The sequence below is a fragment of the Mycoplasma sp. 3398 genome, from assembly GCF_053851555.1.
This window is the reverse complement of record NZ_JBSQAW010000003.1, coordinates 1-18056: the sequence shown is the minus strand read 5'-3', so window position 1 is coordinate 18056 and position 18056 is coordinate 1. Positions and strand designations below refer to the sequence as shown.

18 protein-coding genes are annotated in these 18056 nt (G+C 27.0%); 5 read left to right on the top strand and 13 right to left on the bottom strand.

Going from position 1 to position 18056, the window contains the following annotated elements:
* Window positions 1-13 precede the first annotated feature (13 nt).
* From ACWXVK_RS01525 to ACWXVK_RS01515, 3 genes are read right to left on the bottom strand one after another with little or no spacing between them, the layout of a single operon-like run.
* On the bottom strand, window positions 14-1156 hold the full coding sequence (locus ACWXVK_RS01525; RefSeq protein ID WP_456017025.1) for a hypothetical protein: 1143 nt from the start codon (window positions 1154-1156) through the stop codon (window positions 14-16).
* The gene (locus ACWXVK_RS01520) at window positions 1156-5079 is read right to left on the bottom strand and encodes an AAA domain-containing protein (protein WP_456017023.1); all 3924 of its coding nucleotides are present in this window, start codon (window positions 5077-5079) and stop codon (window positions 1156-1158) included. The genes ACWXVK_RS01525 and ACWXVK_RS01520 overlap by 1 nt, the downstream gene beginning before the upstream one ends.
* Before the next feature lies 1 nt (window position 5080).
* Window positions 5081-5443, bottom strand: coding sequence for a hypothetical protein (locus ACWXVK_RS01515; protein ID WP_456012103.1), 363 nt, complete (start codon window positions 5441-5443; stop codon window positions 5081-5083).
* A 253-nt stretch (window positions 5444-5696) separates the two neighbouring features.
* Between ACWXVK_RS01515 and trpS the strand changes: the two genes are divergently transcribed.
* Both trpS and thrS read left to right on the top strand, forming a co-directional pair.
* Window positions 5697-6701, top strand: a complete 1005-nt coding sequence (trpS, locus tag ACWXVK_RS01510) for a tryptophan--tRNA ligase (RefSeq protein WP_455994719.1) — start codon at window positions 5697-5699, stop codon at window positions 6699-6701.
* The gene (thrS, locus tag ACWXVK_RS01505; protein WP_456017021.1) at window positions 6688-8427 is read left to right on the top strand and encodes a threonine--tRNA ligase; all 1740 of its coding nucleotides are present in this window, start codon (window positions 6688-6690) and stop codon (window positions 8425-8427) included. The genes trpS and thrS overlap by 14 nt, the downstream gene beginning before the upstream one ends.
* 58 nt (window positions 8428-8485) lie before the next feature.
* On the opposite strand, the gene ACWXVK_RS01500 is transcribed toward thrS, so the two are convergent.
* From ACWXVK_RS01500 to ACWXVK_RS01490, 3 genes are all read right to left on the bottom strand, one after another.
* Window positions 8486-9223 carry a hypothetical protein gene (locus tag ACWXVK_RS01500; protein ID WP_438340690.1) on the bottom strand — a complete coding sequence of 246 codons (738 nt, stop codon included), beginning with the start codon at window positions 9221-9223 and terminating at the stop codon, window positions 8486-8488.
* 179 nt (window positions 9224-9402) lie between these two features.
* A complete protein-coding gene (locus tag ACWXVK_RS01495) occupies window positions 9403-10044 on the bottom strand; it encodes a hypothetical protein (RefSeq protein WP_456017019.1) in 642 nt (213 codons plus the stop codon).
* A 14-nt stretch (window positions 10045-10058) separates the two neighbouring features.
* Entirely contained in the window at window positions 10059-10763 is a 705-nt protein-coding gene (locus tag ACWXVK_RS01490) for a YgjP-like metallopeptidase domain-containing protein (protein WP_456017018.1), read from the bottom strand.
* A 150-nt stretch (window positions 10764-10913) separates the two neighbouring features.
* Between ACWXVK_RS01490 and rpsT the strand changes: the two genes are divergently transcribed.
* Complete coding sequence (gene rpsT / locus ACWXVK_RS01485) at window positions 10914-11177, top strand: 30S ribosomal protein S20 (RefSeq protein WP_438340687.1); 264 nt, start codon at window positions 10914-10916, stop codon at window positions 11175-11177.
* A gap of 42 nt (window positions 11178-11219) precedes the next feature.
* On the opposite strand, the gene rsmI is transcribed toward rpsT, so the two are convergent.
* From rsmI to dnaX, 6 genes are read right to left on the bottom strand one after another with little or no spacing between them, the layout of a single operon-like run.
* The gene (gene rsmI / locus ACWXVK_RS01480) at window positions 11220-11927 is read right to left on the bottom strand and encodes a 16S rRNA (cytidine(1402)-2'-O)-methyltransferase (protein ID WP_444705043.1); all 708 of its coding nucleotides are present in this window, start codon (window positions 11925-11927) and stop codon (window positions 11220-11222) included.
* On the bottom strand, window positions 11917-12795 hold the full coding sequence (locus tag ACWXVK_RS01475) for a hypothetical protein (protein WP_456017017.1): 879 nt from the start codon (window positions 12793-12795) through the stop codon (window positions 11917-11919). The genes rsmI and ACWXVK_RS01475 overlap by 11 nt, the downstream gene beginning before the upstream one ends.
* Window positions 12795-13436, bottom strand: coding sequence for a dTMP kinase (gene tmk / locus ACWXVK_RS01470; protein ID WP_438340684.1), 642 nt, complete (start codon window positions 13434-13436; stop codon window positions 12795-12797). The genes ACWXVK_RS01475 and tmk overlap by 1 nt, the downstream gene beginning before the upstream one ends.
* 8 nt (window positions 13437-13444) lie before the next feature.
* Window positions 13445-14035: a toprim domain-containing protein gene (locus tag ACWXVK_RS01465; protein ID WP_456017016.1), complete on the bottom strand. Its 591-nt coding sequence runs from the start codon at window positions 14033-14035 to the stop codon at window positions 13445-13447.
* Window positions 14035-14328: a YbaB/EbfC family nucleoid-associated protein gene (locus ACWXVK_RS01460; RefSeq protein WP_444705041.1), complete on the bottom strand. Its 294-nt coding sequence runs from the start codon at window positions 14326-14328 to the stop codon at window positions 14035-14037. The genes ACWXVK_RS01465 and ACWXVK_RS01460 overlap by 1 nt, the downstream gene beginning before the upstream one ends.
* Before the next feature lie 29 nt (window positions 14329-14357).
* Window positions 14358-16328, bottom strand: a complete 1971-nt coding sequence (dnaX, locus tag ACWXVK_RS01455; protein ID WP_456017015.1) for a DNA polymerase III subunit gamma/tau — start codon at window positions 16326-16328, stop codon at window positions 14358-14360.
* A gap of 268 nt (window positions 16329-16596) precedes the next feature.
* Here dnaX and ACWXVK_RS01450 point away from each other — a divergent pair, with 268 nt between their 5' ends.
* Together ACWXVK_RS01450 and ACWXVK_RS01445 are read left to right on the top strand one after the other, a co-directional pair.
* Window positions 16597-17124 carry a hypothetical protein gene (locus ACWXVK_RS01450; RefSeq protein WP_455966076.1) on the top strand — a complete coding sequence of 176 codons (528 nt, stop codon included), beginning with the start codon at window positions 16597-16599 and terminating at the stop codon, window positions 17122-17124.
* Complete coding sequence (locus ACWXVK_RS01445; protein ID WP_438340679.1) at window positions 17111-17539, top strand: bis(5'-nucleosyl)-tetraphosphatase; 429 nt, start codon at window positions 17111-17113, stop codon at window positions 17537-17539. Before ACWXVK_RS01450 ends, ACWXVK_RS01445 begins: the two co-directional genes overlap by 14 nt.
* Before the next feature lie 26 nt (window positions 17540-17565).
* Here the strand turns inward: ACWXVK_RS01445 and ACWXVK_RS01440 are convergent.
* Window positions 17566-18056, bottom strand: a 491-nt coding sequence (locus ACWXVK_RS01440; protein WP_456017013.1) for a hypothetical protein, incomplete at its 5' end; no start/stop codon positions are given.

The following is an 18056-nucleotide window of genomic DNA, read 5'->3' as shown; positions in this document are numbered from 1 at the left end:
CCTATTTTTCTTATTAACCTTTTTCAAAAAATAATGGAACATCAAACTCTATTTCCTTTTGGTTATTGCCATAGTTAGGTTCGATATAAATGCCATATTGAGAATGGTATCTGCCTAGTTTCTCTTTATTTGTAGATAAGGTAATAATTCTACCTTTAAATTTTATTCGTGTTGATGTTTTTCAATCTTCATTATCAAAACCCTCAATTTTTATTGGAGATGTAAATAAAATAGGGGAATAAAAATTATTAGTTTCTGTTACAAAGTTAGATACAACCGTCATTTGTTCAATGCCGTTATTTATCTTATATGGTTCACCAAAAGCCCAAGAATAATCAATTAATTTTGATGAGTCATTTTTAATAGAAGAAAATTTATCATTAAAGTCTTGTATAAATTTTCTAAATTCCGCTTTATATCTATTAATTTTTTCATTAGAAAATTTATCTTTTACATCAATAGGTAAAAGCAACTTATAAGCGACCTTATTCCTAATTGATTCAATAAATTTACTATCAAATTGGTCTTGTTTTTTCTTTATTGTTTCTTCATTGAATTGTTTTGTTTTTAATGTTGTATAAATAGGAAAATTTCTAATAACAAATTCAGTATTTGTCCCTTCTTGATGTTTAAAAACAAGATCAACAAACAATGTATTTTTAGATAATGTATCAATTACAAAATTTTCAAATTCAATTTTCCATTTAACATTAGAATTTTTATTTTCAAAAATTGCATATTCACTTATTTCTTTTTGAACATTTTTTTTAAACAAAAGACTAATATTATCAGAATCACTATTATTAATAATTTTAGCCATGACACTTTCTGGAGTGCCATCAATTTTTATATCGTTGTTTATTTTTATATTAACATCTTTGTTTTTATTATTATTTGAATTAAATGAGTATTTTTTAACACTATTAAACCAATAAATAAGTGCTTTTTTAGGTTTTGTAAGTTGTATACTAACTGTTGCAATAATAACAGAAGAAAGCAAACCACCTGAAAGTGATCAAAATAATATTTTTCTTATCTTCTTTGCTTTTGTTAGACGTTGAGCAACTTTTTTATGTTTTAATTGGTCTTCAAAGCTAACATCCTTGTCAATCGAATCAACCCAATCAAATTCCAAATCTTTGTTATCTTTTTTCATTAATCCCCAAATTCAAATTCCGTTGTTTTTTCATCAGTATCAACTAAACCAAACTCATCAATTATATTATCCGGTGTATTCTCTATCTTTTTAAAATCAACCTGTTTTTCCTGATCTGCTCTAACATTAGTTTCTTTTAATTCTTCAAATTCAAAATCATTTTCTTCAACGCTAGATAATCCTAATAATTCAATATTATTAAACTCATCCGTCTCATTGTTTATCTTGTCGGAATTTATTTTAAAATCATTAATTTCAGTTTTTGAGATAGTTTCATCATTTTCTTGATCAATTATATAGGTATCATCTTCCAAAAAATCAGATGATAAATTATTTAATGAAACTTCACTATCTTCGAATTCTTCATGTGTATTTTCATTTAAATTCATAATAACATCGGAAGAATAATCTTCATTATCCTGAGCAATTTCCAAATCATCTTGCTTAAATTGTTCTACCTTAAAATCATCAGTAAGAGAGTCAATATCATCTGTCTCGTCTGGATGAATTTCCAAATAATTATTTTGTTCTTCGAATTCATCAATTTCAACCGCTATTTGATTATGATTATCCATTTCTGCGACATAAAAATCATCGACGTCATCAATATGATCATTCCTTTTTGCTGTTTCATCACCTGTTTTTATATTATTTTCTTTCAAGCTAACAATATTATTATCTTTTAGTTTAGTTTCTATATTCATATCTTCTTCTCCAGATTGAGGAATAAAATTAACTTCTTTATATTCTTTTAATTCATACATATTATTTTTTTGTAATTCTATAATAGCTTGATTTTCTACTTGTTGTTGTGATATCAATGCTTCTAAATATGCAAATATCTTATTTTTAATAATTGGCCATTCAATTTCAGAAATAGTAATAATTGGATATTCCTTAGATTCAAGAAACTTAATATTGTCTCTAAAAATAAGATATTTACGATAATCATTCTTATATAAAAAATTATCTAAAATAAATCCTTGAATAAGCTTGTTGTTAAGCTTATTAATTAAAACAATATCGATGGTTTTAGTTCCAACAGAGTAATCTGTCTGAAATTGAAGGTTTTTGTCATTAATAAAATTGCGAAGTTCATCTAGTACATCAACCTTAAATTTAATATCTTCGGGCAATGAAATAATTTTAGTAGCCAAAAAATCTTCAACCTCATCTAAATAATTTTTTTGCTCATCAATTGATAAGTCAAGAAATTTTAATCATTCCTTAAATACTATCATGTCAGCTGTTGATCGATCTGTAATTTCAATATCATCGGCATAAATCGATTTAACAACAAAGACCTTTTCTTTAGCACGTGATATTGCCACATTAAGAGCATTTTTCCCGCCTTTTCTTGCAACGTATGTGTTATATAAAGCAGTATTTTTATCATACACAACTGACATAATAACCAAATCAGCTTCATCGCCTTGGATATTTTCAATATTTTTCAAAACAACTTTTTCACTATTTAGAGCATCTTCTAATTCTGGATCATTTCCGAATATTCTATTAAATAGATATTCTTGTTGTTTAACATTAAAAACTAAAATGATTATTTTGTTATATTTTTCAAGATTTTGCTTGCATAATTCAATAACCTTTTCACCCTCAGCAACATTCATGCTATTATCCCAAGTTCCATCAACTTGAAAAACCTCAATTGCTTTTTCATTAGAAACTGATAGTTCATAGTTATCAATAACATCAAGTTTTGATTCATAAAAATGCTTTGATGAAAAAGTCATTAATGTCGCCTTTTTAGAACGGTAATTTTTATCTAATAGCAGTGAATAAACACCTCTTGCCCTAGCATAATCTAGCAACGATTCAATATTGCCAAAGTCATCTTCTTCATCAAAACTATATGTCGCAGAGAATCATCTTGTGGGTTGCATTTGTTGGCTATCACCGGCAAGAATTTTTCGCTTTGCTAAATATAAAATTGGAATGCCCTTTTCAATAAACATTTGCGATGATTCATCAAGAATAGCAAAATCAAACTCCTGTTTAGATCACATCGACAAATCAAGTTCAGGGGTAGTAATAATTATTGGAAATAATATCTTAATCATCTCCTTATGTTTGTGAAAAAACTTGTAAGGCTTTAAATGGCCAGTTCTTATAGCCATAGCAAAGGAAGTATATTGCATTTTTTGCTCATCGCTAAAATTAGTCATCCGATCAAATGTTTTTTCAAGAAGCATCTTAACAATATTTTTATCATCATTTAAATAATTGGTTTTTTTGTTGAGAATTTTTTTATATTGTTTTTCAAAATTAGTAATTTCTTCAAATGAAACAAGATTTACATATTTAAGCGCCTCATCAATATCAATAGTCATTAAACTTTGATCATTCGATATTATTTCCGCCATGTTTTTAATTATTTTAGGAATAATACTAAAAATAGTGCATTTCTTATTAAAATTTTTTTCATATAGTTTTTTTACAATTAGCTTCTTATCACTAAATTCGCAACATTGATTATATTTAAGATTATGATCCATTTTTTTAAGGTTTTCATATGTTTGCACACTAAAATTACCATTCATTACCGCGCTATAAAAATTAATGATATTATCTATATTTTTAGTTTGCTTAATTAAATTTACATTATCAACATAACTTTCATCTTCATCGCTAAAAACACTAAGACCTTCTTCAGCATTTGAATTTTCATAATTTTCTAACAAATGAATAAATTCACGCAATGGCTTGTAAAAATTCTCAGGTCTCAGATTTTTATCATTTAATGCAAATAAGCAAAAAATAGAAAGCTTTTTTAGCCTGCTACGTAAAACGTCTAATGCGGCTTTCTTTTGGCTTACAACTAAGGCGGTGTAGCCTCTTGTCATAATATTAGTTATTAAATTAGAAATAGTTTGTGATTTCCCTGTCCCAGGGGGACCTCAAATAATTGTATCCTGATATAGTGACGAGATTGTTGCAACATCCTGAGAAAAATTAGTTTCTTGAATTTTAAAAAGCTTAAACTTGTTATCAAAAATTACTCTATTAACCTTTTCACGATATAAATTCTTATTAAAATTTGGATTTAAAATCTCATCGAACTCATCATTTTCAATAATTTTTTTCATTTGATTTCACAAATATCCCGACGAAACATTATAAAAACCAAGAACTATTCCGGGATAAAATTCTATTGAGCTATTTTCAATATTTTCAATTGTTAAATTTTTAATACCTTCTTTCAAAGTTAAGGGCATATTGAAGAGTGGTTTTCAAGCATTTTTAAAACTTTCAAATACTTCACGAATTGATAGGTTATTAAAATCAAATGAGTCAACATTGAGTGAAAAGCCTTCTTGATTCAAAAACGTGACTAGCTTGCTATTTACTCTTATGTCAGAACTAGAACTTAAGGTAACCAATGAATTTTTAACTTCAACTAATATCTCTTTAAAAAATAATGGAGCATAAATTGTTTTATTTTCTGTTTTTATTGATATATAGAAAAAGCCTATATGTAAGGGCCAAATATTGGTTTCAATATTGATATTTTGCGCTTTATTTAAAATTTTCTTTCACTTAACAACTGATTTTTGAAACTCCGTTTCCTGACTAGCAACAATAATGGCTTTTGCTTTTTCAAAATTTGTACCAAGCATCTTAAATAAATTTTCTGGTATTCGTTTATTATAGTCTTCAAAAATAGCAATTACTTCATTCTTATTTTTAGCTTCATAAACCTTTGTTGCAATCATCCGATTTGCAATATCAGAAATCGTGCAATTTATATTAAAATTATTGTATATATGATCAAAGGTTTCTTCACCGAAATTTTTTAACACATCAAAATATTTTTCGTTATCAATTGAACTGTACAATGAAGAATCAAAGGTATCAATATTTAGCAGATTAGCCATTAACATTTGATATTTGGTATTGTTATTCATTTTAATTTACCTCATTAATTAAGTGCTCTATGTGTTTGGCTACATTACCAACTACAAAAGAAATAGTTTTACTTTGAATTGCAACTCCGGTTATACCATCAAGATTTTTTAATTGCGGTATAGCAATCTTGGTCTTATCAAGAAAATTAATTTTTAAAATTTTTTGTGTAGCTGATACCGATTTAATATTTTCTTTTCCACCTAATAGCGAAACAAATACATCAAAATTAAAACTTAATTTAGTTTCCTTTGAGAGATAATTCTTGGGTTTGGTTTGTCTAAATCTTTTCTTTCAATAAATTAAAATAAATCCAAAAGTAACTATGATTAAAAAGATATATAAAAATTTGTTTTTTGGGTTCATATTAACACCTTTTTCACTTAAAAATTTCTACTTTTAAATTATATTTTAATTTAAAATTAATATCAAAAAAACATTTAATTAATAGTAATTTTCAACAAAGATATCAAATAAAATTTATTAATTATTTTTTCAACTTAATTTAAGCATAAAAAAGTTATAATGTTGGATTATTAAATAATAAATTATTTAATATGATATTTTTAAAAAAGTTATAAAATTTATACAAGAATTTATTAAAAAAAGAAGGCACAAAATGGACAAAAAAAGAGTTTTAAGTGGAATTACGGCTACAGGAAAATTAACCATAGCAAACTATATTGGAGCAATAAAAAATATGGTTAAATTGCAAGAAAATTATGATAGCTATATATTTATCGCTGATCTCCATGCTCTAACCCTCCCTATTGAACCACATATCCTTGAAGAAAATCGTAAAAATATATACGCTTTATTTATTGCCTGTGGAATTGATCCTGAAAAATCGACTCTTTTTTTCCAATCAGATGTTATGGAACATGGTTTAATGAACTGGTTAATTTTAACAAATACAACTATTGGTGAATTATCCAGAATGACTCAATTTAAAGATAAATCTCAAAAAGTAAAAAGTTCAAATGGTATGGAAACAATTCCGACAGGACTTTTAATGTATCCAACATTGATGGTTGCTGATATTCTCTTATATGATGCTGATTTAGTGCCTGTCGGAATTGATCAGAAGCAGCATGTTGAATTAACAAGAAATATAGCTCAAAGACTAAATAATAAATTCAATATTAAATTCAAGGTTCCTGAGCCATATATACCGGAAGTTGGGGCAAAAATTATGTCACTAGTTGACCCAACTAAAAAAATGTCAAAATCAGATGCAAATGAAAAATCAGCAATTTATTTATTGGACGATCCTGAATTAGGATATAAAAAAATAATGAAAGCAGTTACTGATTCTGAAGGAAAAATTTACATCTCAGACGATAAGCCGGGCATTAAAAATTTATTATCAATTTATTCTTCACTTAAAGATATAGACTTAAGGGAAGCTGAACAACATTTCAAAGAAAAAAATTATGGTGAATTAAAGCAAGAAGTGGGCACCTTAGTTAAAGATTTTTTAACTAAAATTCAATCAAAATACAATGAAGTAATAAAAGATATCGAAAAAAAAGCAAAAAAGGGAGCACAAAAGGCTTCAAAAACTGCTTCAATTACTCTTAAAAAATTTATGAAAGGCCTAGGTTTAAATAATGAAATCAAATAATAAATTAAATCACTCAACTAGTCATCTATTAGCTGCAGCAATTTTAAAAATGTATCCAAATACAAAACTGGCAATTGGTCCTGCTATCGAAGAGGGTTTTTACTATGACTTTGAATTTGAAAATCCAATTTTTGAATCAGACTTACCTCGAATTGAAAAAACAATGAAAAAACTAGCTGAACAAGGCTATGAAATGAAAAAAGTCGAAAAAGACTTTTTCTCTTTTGAGAATCAACCCTACAAGCAAGAATTATATGATAAATTCGTAAATCAAAAAAAAGAAATAACCTTCTTTCAATTCAAACACCCAAAAACTAATGAAATTTTATTCACAGATCTTTGTGCTGGTGGGCATATCGAAAATACTAAAGAAATTAAACATTTTAAATTGTTATCAATTGCAGGGGCCTATTGAAAGGGTGATTCTAATAACAAAATGCTAACAAGAATCTATGGTACTTCGTGAGAAACTAAACAAGAACTTGATGATTACATAGAAATTCTAAAAGAAAGAAGGGAAAGAGACCACCGCAAAATAGGCAAGGATCTAAACCTTTTTATGTTTAGCCAACTGTCAGGCCAAGGTTTCCCAATTTGACTTGAAGATGGAATGAAAATTCACAATTCAATCCAAAGATATGTTTTAAAGTTAGATAAAAAATTTGGTTTCACCGAGGTTTTAACTCCTCACTTTGGAGAAAAAAAATTATATGAAATAAGTGGCCACTGGTCACATTATCAAGACGTTATGTTTAGCCCTATATTGATGGATAATGAAACTCTTGTGGCACGCCCTATGACTTGTCCGCATCATATAATCTTATTTAATTCAACAAGACGTTCATATCGTGATTTACCTATACGATATTCTGAACAATCTAGGTTGTACCGCTATGAAAAATCAGGTGCCCTTTCTGGATTAGAAAGAGTTAGATCTATGGATTTAACCGAAGGACATATTTTTGTTAGACCAGACCAAATTAAATCTGAATTTAAACACCTTTATAAAATGATTCTACAGGCACTCAAAGATTTTAAAATTGAAATAGACCATGTTTCGCTTTCCTTAAGGGACCCAAATGATGAAGAAAAATTCTTTAAGGATGATCAAATGTGAAACAAAGCCGAAAATGACCTTCGTGAAGTATTAAGGGAATTAAACATTGAATACAAGGAATTTATAGGTGAAGCAGCTTTTTATGGTCCAAAAGTCGATTTTCAAGTTAGAACTGCGTTAAATAGAATAATAACAATGTCAACACTTCAACTTGATTTCTTGCTCCCTCATAGATTTAACATGAAGTTTGTTAATGATAATGAAGAATTTGAAACACCTGTTTTAATTCATCGTGGCTTAATTGGAACTTATGAAAGATTTATCGCTACATTATTGGAACAAACCAAAGGTATTCTGCCATTTTGATTAAGTCCAAGACAAGTTACAATAATGCCAATTGTAAGTGATTTAAATGATTATTGTCAATCTCTATTTGAGGAATTTTTGGATTTAGATTTTAATGTTAATGTTGACTTAAGAAACGAAAGAATAAATAAAAAAATTCGCGATGCACAAATTCAAAAATCTAAATTTATAGTTATTATCGGACGCCAAGAGGTTGAAAATAACAAATTAGCTGTAAGAGAATATGGCAGCGAAAAAACCGAAATATATTCAAAAGAAGAATTTATAACTAAATTATCAATGTTAAAACGCGAATTAAAATAATTTAAAAAAGTTAGGTAATCCTAACTTTTTTAAAATTTTTACTTTTTATATATCTAATTTAGATTATAGCCTTTACACGTAATACAATTAAAATAATGTTAACAATAATTAATAATGTTAATATTGTGAATAAAGCAAGGAAAGCTCTTTTTTCACGTCATAAACCAAGTTTTTTATTGTGAGGCATTGCTTTGCATGATGAACATGAGCTCATTGCTTCTTCAGCAAAACCTGTAATAATGTATTCATGAGTCATTGATGAATTGCCTTCGTTTTCTAAATGAAATGAAACAACTAATGTATTGCCTAACTGTTTAACCTTTTCAATAATTGTTATGTATTTTGAAAATGATTTAACATCAAGAGCCGAAACTTGTGAAGCCTTTCTTGTTTCAATATTTTCAACATAAAAAGTTGTTTGTGATGCTTCTGCTTCTAAATCGATCATAGGGGTAGTTTTCATCTTTTTAACTGGCATTGGTTTATCCACCAAATCCTCCTTTTCAATATATTCAATAGCCTTTTCATTTTCAACTTTAACTTCTAATATTTTTTCAATTATGTTACGAGCTTTCTTTATATCAACACTTCCACGGTAGGCCCCGTCTTGATGAAATCACACACGAGTATCATTTTTTGATTTTTCACTAACTCTAATAAATTCTGAAACAGCATCAACAAATTCAGTAAAATTACCTGAAATTTTTTGATTTGCTTTTTTGAAATTAAATGACACTTTTTTATCATCACCAATCTTTTCAGAAATGTAATATCTTTCTAGTTTACTTTTGGTCATTATTTCCTTTCTATTGTTTTATATTTTATATAATATTATGCTTTAATTATAGACAAAAAAAATAATTTAATTCATTTATATAAACAATTTTTATTTTTTTAAGATACTAAATACTAAAAAAGCAATCATTTTCAATAAACAAGCAATGTTTTAGCAATACTTCTTATAAGAACATCAAACTAAAATTCAAACCGTTTATTATTTAATAATTCAACAATTTTTTCAACATTTTCAGGAGTTATTATAGGCTTTAATTGGCGCTTTGCATCATTCATAAAACTTGATAAATCTTTGAGTTTAGAGAAGCCTAAATATCCTGGATAATTATTAATATCAATTTTATCGATATCTTCAAATATTAAAATGCCAATCACTGGAAGATTATTAGGAAGTAAAGGAAGTAAATTATCAATATTTTTATTCAAATCCCAAAATAAGTTATTAATACAATATTTGGCTTTGGGCGTAGTCAAAAACCATTCACGATTATTATAATCACCTTCAACTAGCATAGCATTATCTTTTATATTTTTAATAACAAAAAGACCATAGCTATTTATGATTAGGGCACCACTAATAAAGGAGTCAAATTTTTCAGGTCTATATTTACCTTCCTTTATATATTTCGTGTTAGGTATAAACCTACTTATTTTCTTAATTTCGGTGTTTAGATCAACTTTATTAATTTCACTTTCTTCATTTTGCATTTCACTTCTTTTTTTATTTTTAAAATGTCTTATAATAAAAATTAAGTCAATGATTAATATTATTGCTAACATTGTGTAAATAACAATCAACAACACCACAGCTTGTTTTTCCATTTATAAATTTCTCCTTAGACTAAAATGTGTCTTTTTTGTTTTTTATCAAGTTCACGAAAATTGGGGATAAATGATTCTAACAAATCCCGAAATGCTTTTGAGTGATTTGGATGAATTATATGGCAGACCTCATGATAGGCAACATATCTTATTATTTCTTCACTAAAATGAATTAATTTATTGCATATGCTTATCCTATGCGTCCTTATATTTATTGAAGCTCATGAAGTATTTTTTTTCATAACAATAAATTTTAGATTGTATTCTTCACCAACATTTTTTTTATATGCTTCATCAGCATAAAATTTAAATACAACAATTAGTTTTTTATTCAATTGATCATTTACATAAGTTTCAGCTAATAAAGGAGTTATTTTTTTAGAGATTTTTATTGACTCAAATTTTTCATCACCAAAAATGATAAGATTTTCTCTTATTTTAAAATTAACTTTTTTGCCTAAGTAATAAAATGTTTTCTTATTATAATCAACACCAAGAAAATATTGATTATCAATATTAATTTTTTGAGTTATTTTTAATATTGTTTCATCCACAAATCTTCAACATTCCTTAGAACATAATTTTATAATTGAACCTTGCAAAACATAATAATTATTTTCTTGCAATAGCAAAAAGGAATTATCGTAAGTATAATAAAGTTTTATTAAATATTTTTCTTTATTTATTATTCTATAAACAGTCATATTAGGGCTTTTCATATAAAAATATTTTAATAAATTAAAATAAATAATGTGTAATTATTAAAAAAAGTAACAAAAAACAAAAATAGTAACTAAATACAAAAAAATATTGTGTTTTTATGTAAAATTAGTATGCTAATTATTTTTTTTAGCAAGAAAGGCAAAAAAATGGCAAACATTAAATCAAAACAAAAAGCAATATTATCTAACGAAAAAGCTAACGCACGTAACTCAGCTATTAAATCAACTGTAAAAACTGCTATCAAAAAAGCTAAATTAGCAGCAACATCACAAGATGAAAAAGCAGCTGAATTAGTTGCTAAAGCACACCATGAAATTGATAAAGCTGTTTCAAAGGGTGTTTTACACCAAAATAATGGTGCAAGAAAAGCTAGCCGTTTAGATGCATTTATTGCTAAATCAAAGAATTAATTCTTAATAAATAATTTTTTAAAAACCGGAAAATTCCGGTTTTTATTTTTTTGCATATTTATTAATCTTAATATGCTTTTCTTTTTTGATATTAAAGACAATTACATATTCGCCCTTAATTGGCTCATTTTCTAATAATTTAATAATTTCATTTGGAGTCCCGCGATAATCTTTTTCAAAAAGTTTAGTTAACTCTTTGCATAAGTAAATATCAACTTTCTTAGAAAAAACTTCATCAAAATCTTTTAATGTACTTATTAGCTTATATGGCGATATATACGCCACATAAACACCCTCATTAATTTTTTTTAACTGATTAATTCTCTCGCCACTTTTATCTTTCAAAAAACCAATAAAGTTAAATGTAGATCCAAAGTTAGATTTTATGAATGCATGAGTAAAGGCAGTAACTCCACCTATAACATCAACAAAAATTCCATTTTTATTCGCTTCACTAATTAAATTAAAACCAGGATCAGAAATGCAAGGCATACCAGCATCAGAAATTAAAGCAACTTTTTTTCCCGATAATATATAGGAAATAACACGGGGAGCCAATTCTTTCTCATTAAACTTATGATAAGAAATCAATTTTTTGCCTGTTATTTTAAAATTATTTAATAACTTCTTACTTACTCTTATATCTTCGCACAAGATAATTTCGACTTCATTTAGAATTCTAATAGCGCGTAAGGTTATATCTTCTAAGTTTCCAATGGGGGTTCCAACGATATAAATTTTAAACTCCATAGAACTCCTCTAATTTCAACAATAAAATAGCCTTTTGTAGATTAAAGTTTGCTGCATTTTTTAGATTTACTTTAGTTTCTTGAAGAACACATAATATTTTATAAATAGGAACATAATCAAATGATGTTGGTTGTATTTTATAATCATTCAAGATTAGTAAATCATTAAATCCTTTTTTTACTTTATATATATCCATAAATGCCATGATCATAAAATTTATGATTGCTTCCTTATTATCATAATTAAAATGACTAATAATTTTAACTAATAATTTTTGTGGCTCTTTATTGGAATTAACTATTGACTTGCTTAATTCTGTAAAAATAGGAATAATGTCTTCATTATATTCACTATTTGTATGAACAAAAAAATTCTTAAATGGCTTAAATTCATTAATATCTCTTGTATTTAAGGTATTATTTAATTCAATAATGAATGCACGTGATTTAATTGTACTTATAACCTGAGAAATATAATTACAAGACATTAAAACAATGGTGTTTTGGGGTGGATTTTCCAAAAACTTTAAGAGACTATTAAGTGATTGCTGTGTACCATTTTCAACAGTGTCAATTATTAGTATTTTTTTCTTATTTTTAGATAGCAACGATGTTTCAGTTGTTTCATTCATAACATCAAGAATATTTTCTTTGCCAATTGTATTTTTTCTTCCATCCACATAAAAGTAAATATCGCCTAGTTTAATGTCGCTAATTTTTTCAAAACATTCACCATTAACATTATTAATAAAATATAAAAAATATTCATCAAAACTTTTAATATTTTTTGATGAAAATAAATAAACCTGCCCTAATTTTTGCTCTAAGAGAGAGTTATCAATTATTTTTTTAAAAACAAAATCAATCATTATAAAATATTTTCTTTTTTAAGAATTTCTAAAACTTTCTCATATAAATCAATAATAGAACAATTTGCATCAATAACGCGGTATCTAGAGCGGTTTTTTGCAATAACCTTATTATAAGCCTCTCGCAAAGAAAAATAATATGATACATCGGAAGTCTCGAATCTATCCATTCCTTCACGCATCTTAGTAATTCTTTCAACCGATACAGAAGGTTCAAGATCAAAAAATATTATTAAATCAGGTTCAGTTTTATTTGTTGCTATTTGGTTAATTATTTCTACTTTTTCCAAGCCGGCATCACCTAAAACTCCTTGATAAACATATGATGATGTTGTATAACGATCTGTAATTACATGTTTTTCTTCCTGCAAGGCAGGCCATATACCTTTTTCAAGATTTAAGCGTCTACTTGTTGCAAAAAGCAAAGCGTCAACCATCGAGCTAAATGAATTTTCATTATCAAGAATTAATTGTCGAATGTGTTCAGCCTCTTTTGAAAAAGCAGATCCTGGTTCTCTAGTAAATACAAAATTATCAATTAATCCATCCTTAATAAGATCATTCTTTAGCATTTGAATAATAGTTGTTTTTCCAGATCCGTCCATTCCTTCAAAAGCAATAAATTTACCTGTTCGACCCATAAATACTCCTACACTTTTTTCTTGTTTAATATTGCCTGTTTTAACGAAATCGGATCGGCGGCATCGATTGACATTCCGAAAGGAATACCAACAGATAGCTGATACAGATCCTTATTTTTTAATTCATCTCGTATCTTTTTCTCAAGAAATTTCATTGTTATTTGGCCATTTATATCAGTATTTAAAGCTAAAATAATTTCATCATTTTTTGATGCTACACTTAATAAATGGTTGATTTTTTTAGTTATTTCATTACTAATTTGTTTAGTATTGATATACTCATTAAAAACAAAATATTTGCCTTTTTCAATGTCCAACTGCTCAATTTTTTCAATATCATTGTTATCTTGGACTACAAAAAGTTTTTTACCTCTTTTTTTATCTAAGCAAATATCACAAATATCCTTAGTAGTATATGCTAAGCATTGTGTACACTTCTTGGTTTGCTTTTGTAGGTCTATAATATCCAAAAACAATGTACTTGTGTATTCTGGATTAACCTCAAGAAAATAAGTCACAATTTTGCCTGCCTGCTTTTTTGAAATACCAGGTATCATCTTTAGAGCTTCAACGATTTTATCTCTAAGTTGTAAATTCATTAAAATGGCAACCCGCTATTTGAATACTTTGTCCCAATTTCATCATATGCAGCTTCAATTTTTTCAAGAGCCTCATTAACTGCAAGCATAACTAAATCCTGTATTAATTCAGGATCCTCAGGATCTATTAATGCTTCATTTATAATAATCTCTGTAATTTTTCTTTGGCCACTCATTGTAACCTTGATTCCTTGCTTTTCAACAACAAACTTTTGTTGAGCAACAGCTTGCTCATCCTTTTCCATTTCTCCTTGAATTCTCTTTGCATTCTTTAACATTTCATTAATGTTCATAATAATTCTCCTTACTTTTTTTAATTTCCTTATGTCTTCACAATATCGCCAAATAATTTCTTAGCAAATTCTACATTGGGATTTTGTTTATTTTTATACTTATCTAAATTTGGCAAATTAATAATTTTAATTTCTTCGCCTTTTTTGCTTGCTCAATTTTCTTTACAATATTTTATAGCATTATCAAGCTGGTTACGCGTTATTGCAACAACATTTGTGTATCTGCCAAAAACGCTATTAACAGCCTCAATAAAATCAGGACTAGTTCTTTTTAAATTTAGTTGATGAACCCTTGCAATATCTTCACTTTTTAAAACAATAAGGTCATCAATACTATAAAATATTTTAAAATCTGTCAACAAAGGAATCAAATATCCAAGTTCCTTCTTAATTCTTCTTTCAATCATATTGTAATACATAGTATCAATATCTGTCTTAGCCTTGGAATCGTAATTATAAATCTTCATTCGCACGTATTGGTAAATAAAAACAAGCGAATTAACCTCATCTTGGTCTAACTCTGCCTTAAGGATTTCGACAGTCTTAGAAGGGGCAAGATCATTATACTCAGCACTAATAATATCATTTAATAAATCTGAATTCTCATATTCCTTGGCCGTTTCTACAATAAGAATTTCTGATGTTTTTTCAAGCAATTGATCAACATTTATTTCTTCAATTCCAACATCTTTGAGCTCTTTTTTGATTGATTGTGTGCTAATTTCATTAGGAGCTTCAAATTGATTAGAAATGCTTTTAAGATCAAAAATTGAATTAAATTGTTTATGATTATCATTATTAGCAATTTCGTGATCAACCAGTTGGAAATCATTATTCAAATTATCTTGATGAACTTTTTCTTTATTATTAAATGAAAAATTATTATCTTCAATATTTTTTTTAATAATCCCATCATTTAAATTATTCTTCTTATAAGAAGACATCTTTAATAAATAAATATCAATAAGTTCTTTGGGAATATCAGAATTTTTTGAATCTCTTATTGCGCTTTGAATTAATTCTATATATTTAAATAAAGCTTCATCATCAATATCAAGTTCACTCAGTTGCTGTATGTTAGCAAACTCTAATAATGATTCGTCATGAGTTTTTTTCATAATTATATAGTCTTTAAATGCCTTAAATATTTGCAGAACAATTTTTTCAATGCTAGCGCCATTTTCAACCAAATAATTAAACTTGTCAATTAAGGGCTTATGCTCGTTGGCACATATACATTTTATTAAGTATCAGATATTTTGAAAATCTACTATTCCGAAGAGCCTTTCTATTGCTTCTTTAGTTATTTCTTCATTTGCACAATAAATAGCGACTTGATCAGCAATACTTAACGTGTCTCTAAAACTGCCATTACCCAAATCAACAATTAACTTAATGGCATCATCCTTTGCTACTATATTTTCTCTCTTAAAGATATTAACAAGCTGATTAAATAATACTTTTTTATCAATCTTTTTAAAGTTAAACCTTTGAACACGACTTAATATTGTTAGCGGGATCTTCTGAGGATCAGTAGTTGCTAAAATAAATATAGCGTGTTTTGGCGGTTCCTCGAGAGTTTTTAGAAGAGCATTAAAAGCTGCTTTTGATAACATATGGACTTCATCAATAATATAAATTTTATATTTACCATTCGTAGGCAAATGTTTGATTTTCTCTTTAAGTTCTCGAATATCTTCAATTCCGGTATTTGAAGCAGCATCGATTTCAATAATATCAATATTATTATCAATCGATTTAATACATTCTAAACATGGACTTTCTGAGCTACGGTGGATACAATTAATAGCATTTGCAAAAATCTTTGCTGTCGAAGTTTTACCATTACCATGCGGACCACAAAATAGATAGGCATGGCCAATTTTGTTTTCATGAATAATATTTTTTAGTGTCTCTACTATGTGTTGTTGTCCACAAATTTCCTCAAATGTCTTTGGACGATATTGACGATATAGAGCTAAATATTTTTTTGTGATCACAGAACTCTCCCTAAACATAAATAATATATTTTATACCAATGTTTTAAATTTAAAAAACTCAATAACCTTTAGTTAAAGGTCTATCAAAAAAGCAAAGGTATTCTATGCTATTATTGTATTAAATTATATAAGCAAAAATTATCAAAACTTCTTTTTTTAAAAAAATCATGTTAACATAAAACAAACTATTATTATTGAAATTAAAAAACATTTACTAAGTTCTAACTAATAGTAAAAAGTATTTATTTTAATATATATAATAATAAATATGAATAAAATTGATAACCTAATCAAGTCACAAATCAAGCGCAATTTCTACACATTCTTTGTATTAGTAATAGTAGCTCTATTGGCATCCGTTATACAAATAATTGCTTCAGCATTATTAAAAAAAGACATCAATAAAAATTTATTAATTGGAATATTAGCTATAATTACACTAACAAATATTATTATGTTGTTAACTAGCCTTAGCTATATGCCAATATTTAAGGAAAGAAAAAATCTTAATCATAATAAATTATTAAAAACCGTTTTCGGTCTAGTTATTGCTTTAATTGCTTTTATTTTAATTTTTTTTCTGCTAATATTTCTAATCAATGGGACTCACCAGGCTATAATAAATGCTTACTTACAAAAAAATCTACATAGTAGAGAAAAGAATATTAATTTATTCATGAATTTAAAAATAATCAAGTTAATTTTTGATTCTCTTCTAATTTTAAATATAATTACAATATTGGGAATAAATATTACAATTAAAAAAAGAGGTGGCATCTTAAATGAAATACGTTAAATCATGCGGCGCAGTAGTGTTAAATAATATTGAATCTAAATTATATGTTTTGCTTGTTCAACAAACAGCCGGCCATTGGACATTTCCTAAGGGACATATGGAAAAAAATGAGACAGAGATCGAAACAACACTAAGAGAAGTTAAAGAAGAAACAAATGTTGATATTGAAATCATTGATGGCTTTAAAGAAAAAACAACATATTCTCCATTCAAAAACACAACTAAAGATGTTATATTTTTTTTGGCAAAACCAAAAAATTTTGATATAAAAAATAAGCCGGGAGAAATAGAAATAGTTGAGTGAGTTGGAATTGAAGAAGCTATGGTGAATCGCATTACTCATGACTCAAACCGGGAAGTGCTCCAAAAAGCTGTAAATTACTACATCACCAATTGTTGAAAATATAATAAATAAAATCTGGATTTAATCCAGATTTTTTATTATTTCTTTCCGCCGGGGATGCCATATATTTCAATGTTTGGACCTTTACCCTTAATTCCGCCTAAGAAAAGATCATAAAAATTATCTCATTTTGATTGCCCGCTTAAATCTTGAACTTTCGGTTTAGAATCACTTTTTTGTTCTTTTTTAGATTGCGTTTTTGGTTGAGTATGCATTTGACTAGGTTCATCATCCTCATCTCACGGAACATTTAACTCAGGCTCATCTTTCGGCACTTCAGTATCGTATAAATTATCATTATGGATAGTTATATCCTTATTATTGTGTGAATTATCTATTGAAAATCCAAATCTTTGTCCTTTTCCTTCTTTCGCCTTATCGTATTTGTTATACAAGTATTTATTAAAAAACGTGTCAATAATTCTTTTAATTTCATCATCAGAAGGATCGTTGTAATCAATTTCAATTTTTGGAGCTTCATTTTTTATATTATTTATAAGATTATTGTTAGTATTGATTGAATCAACTG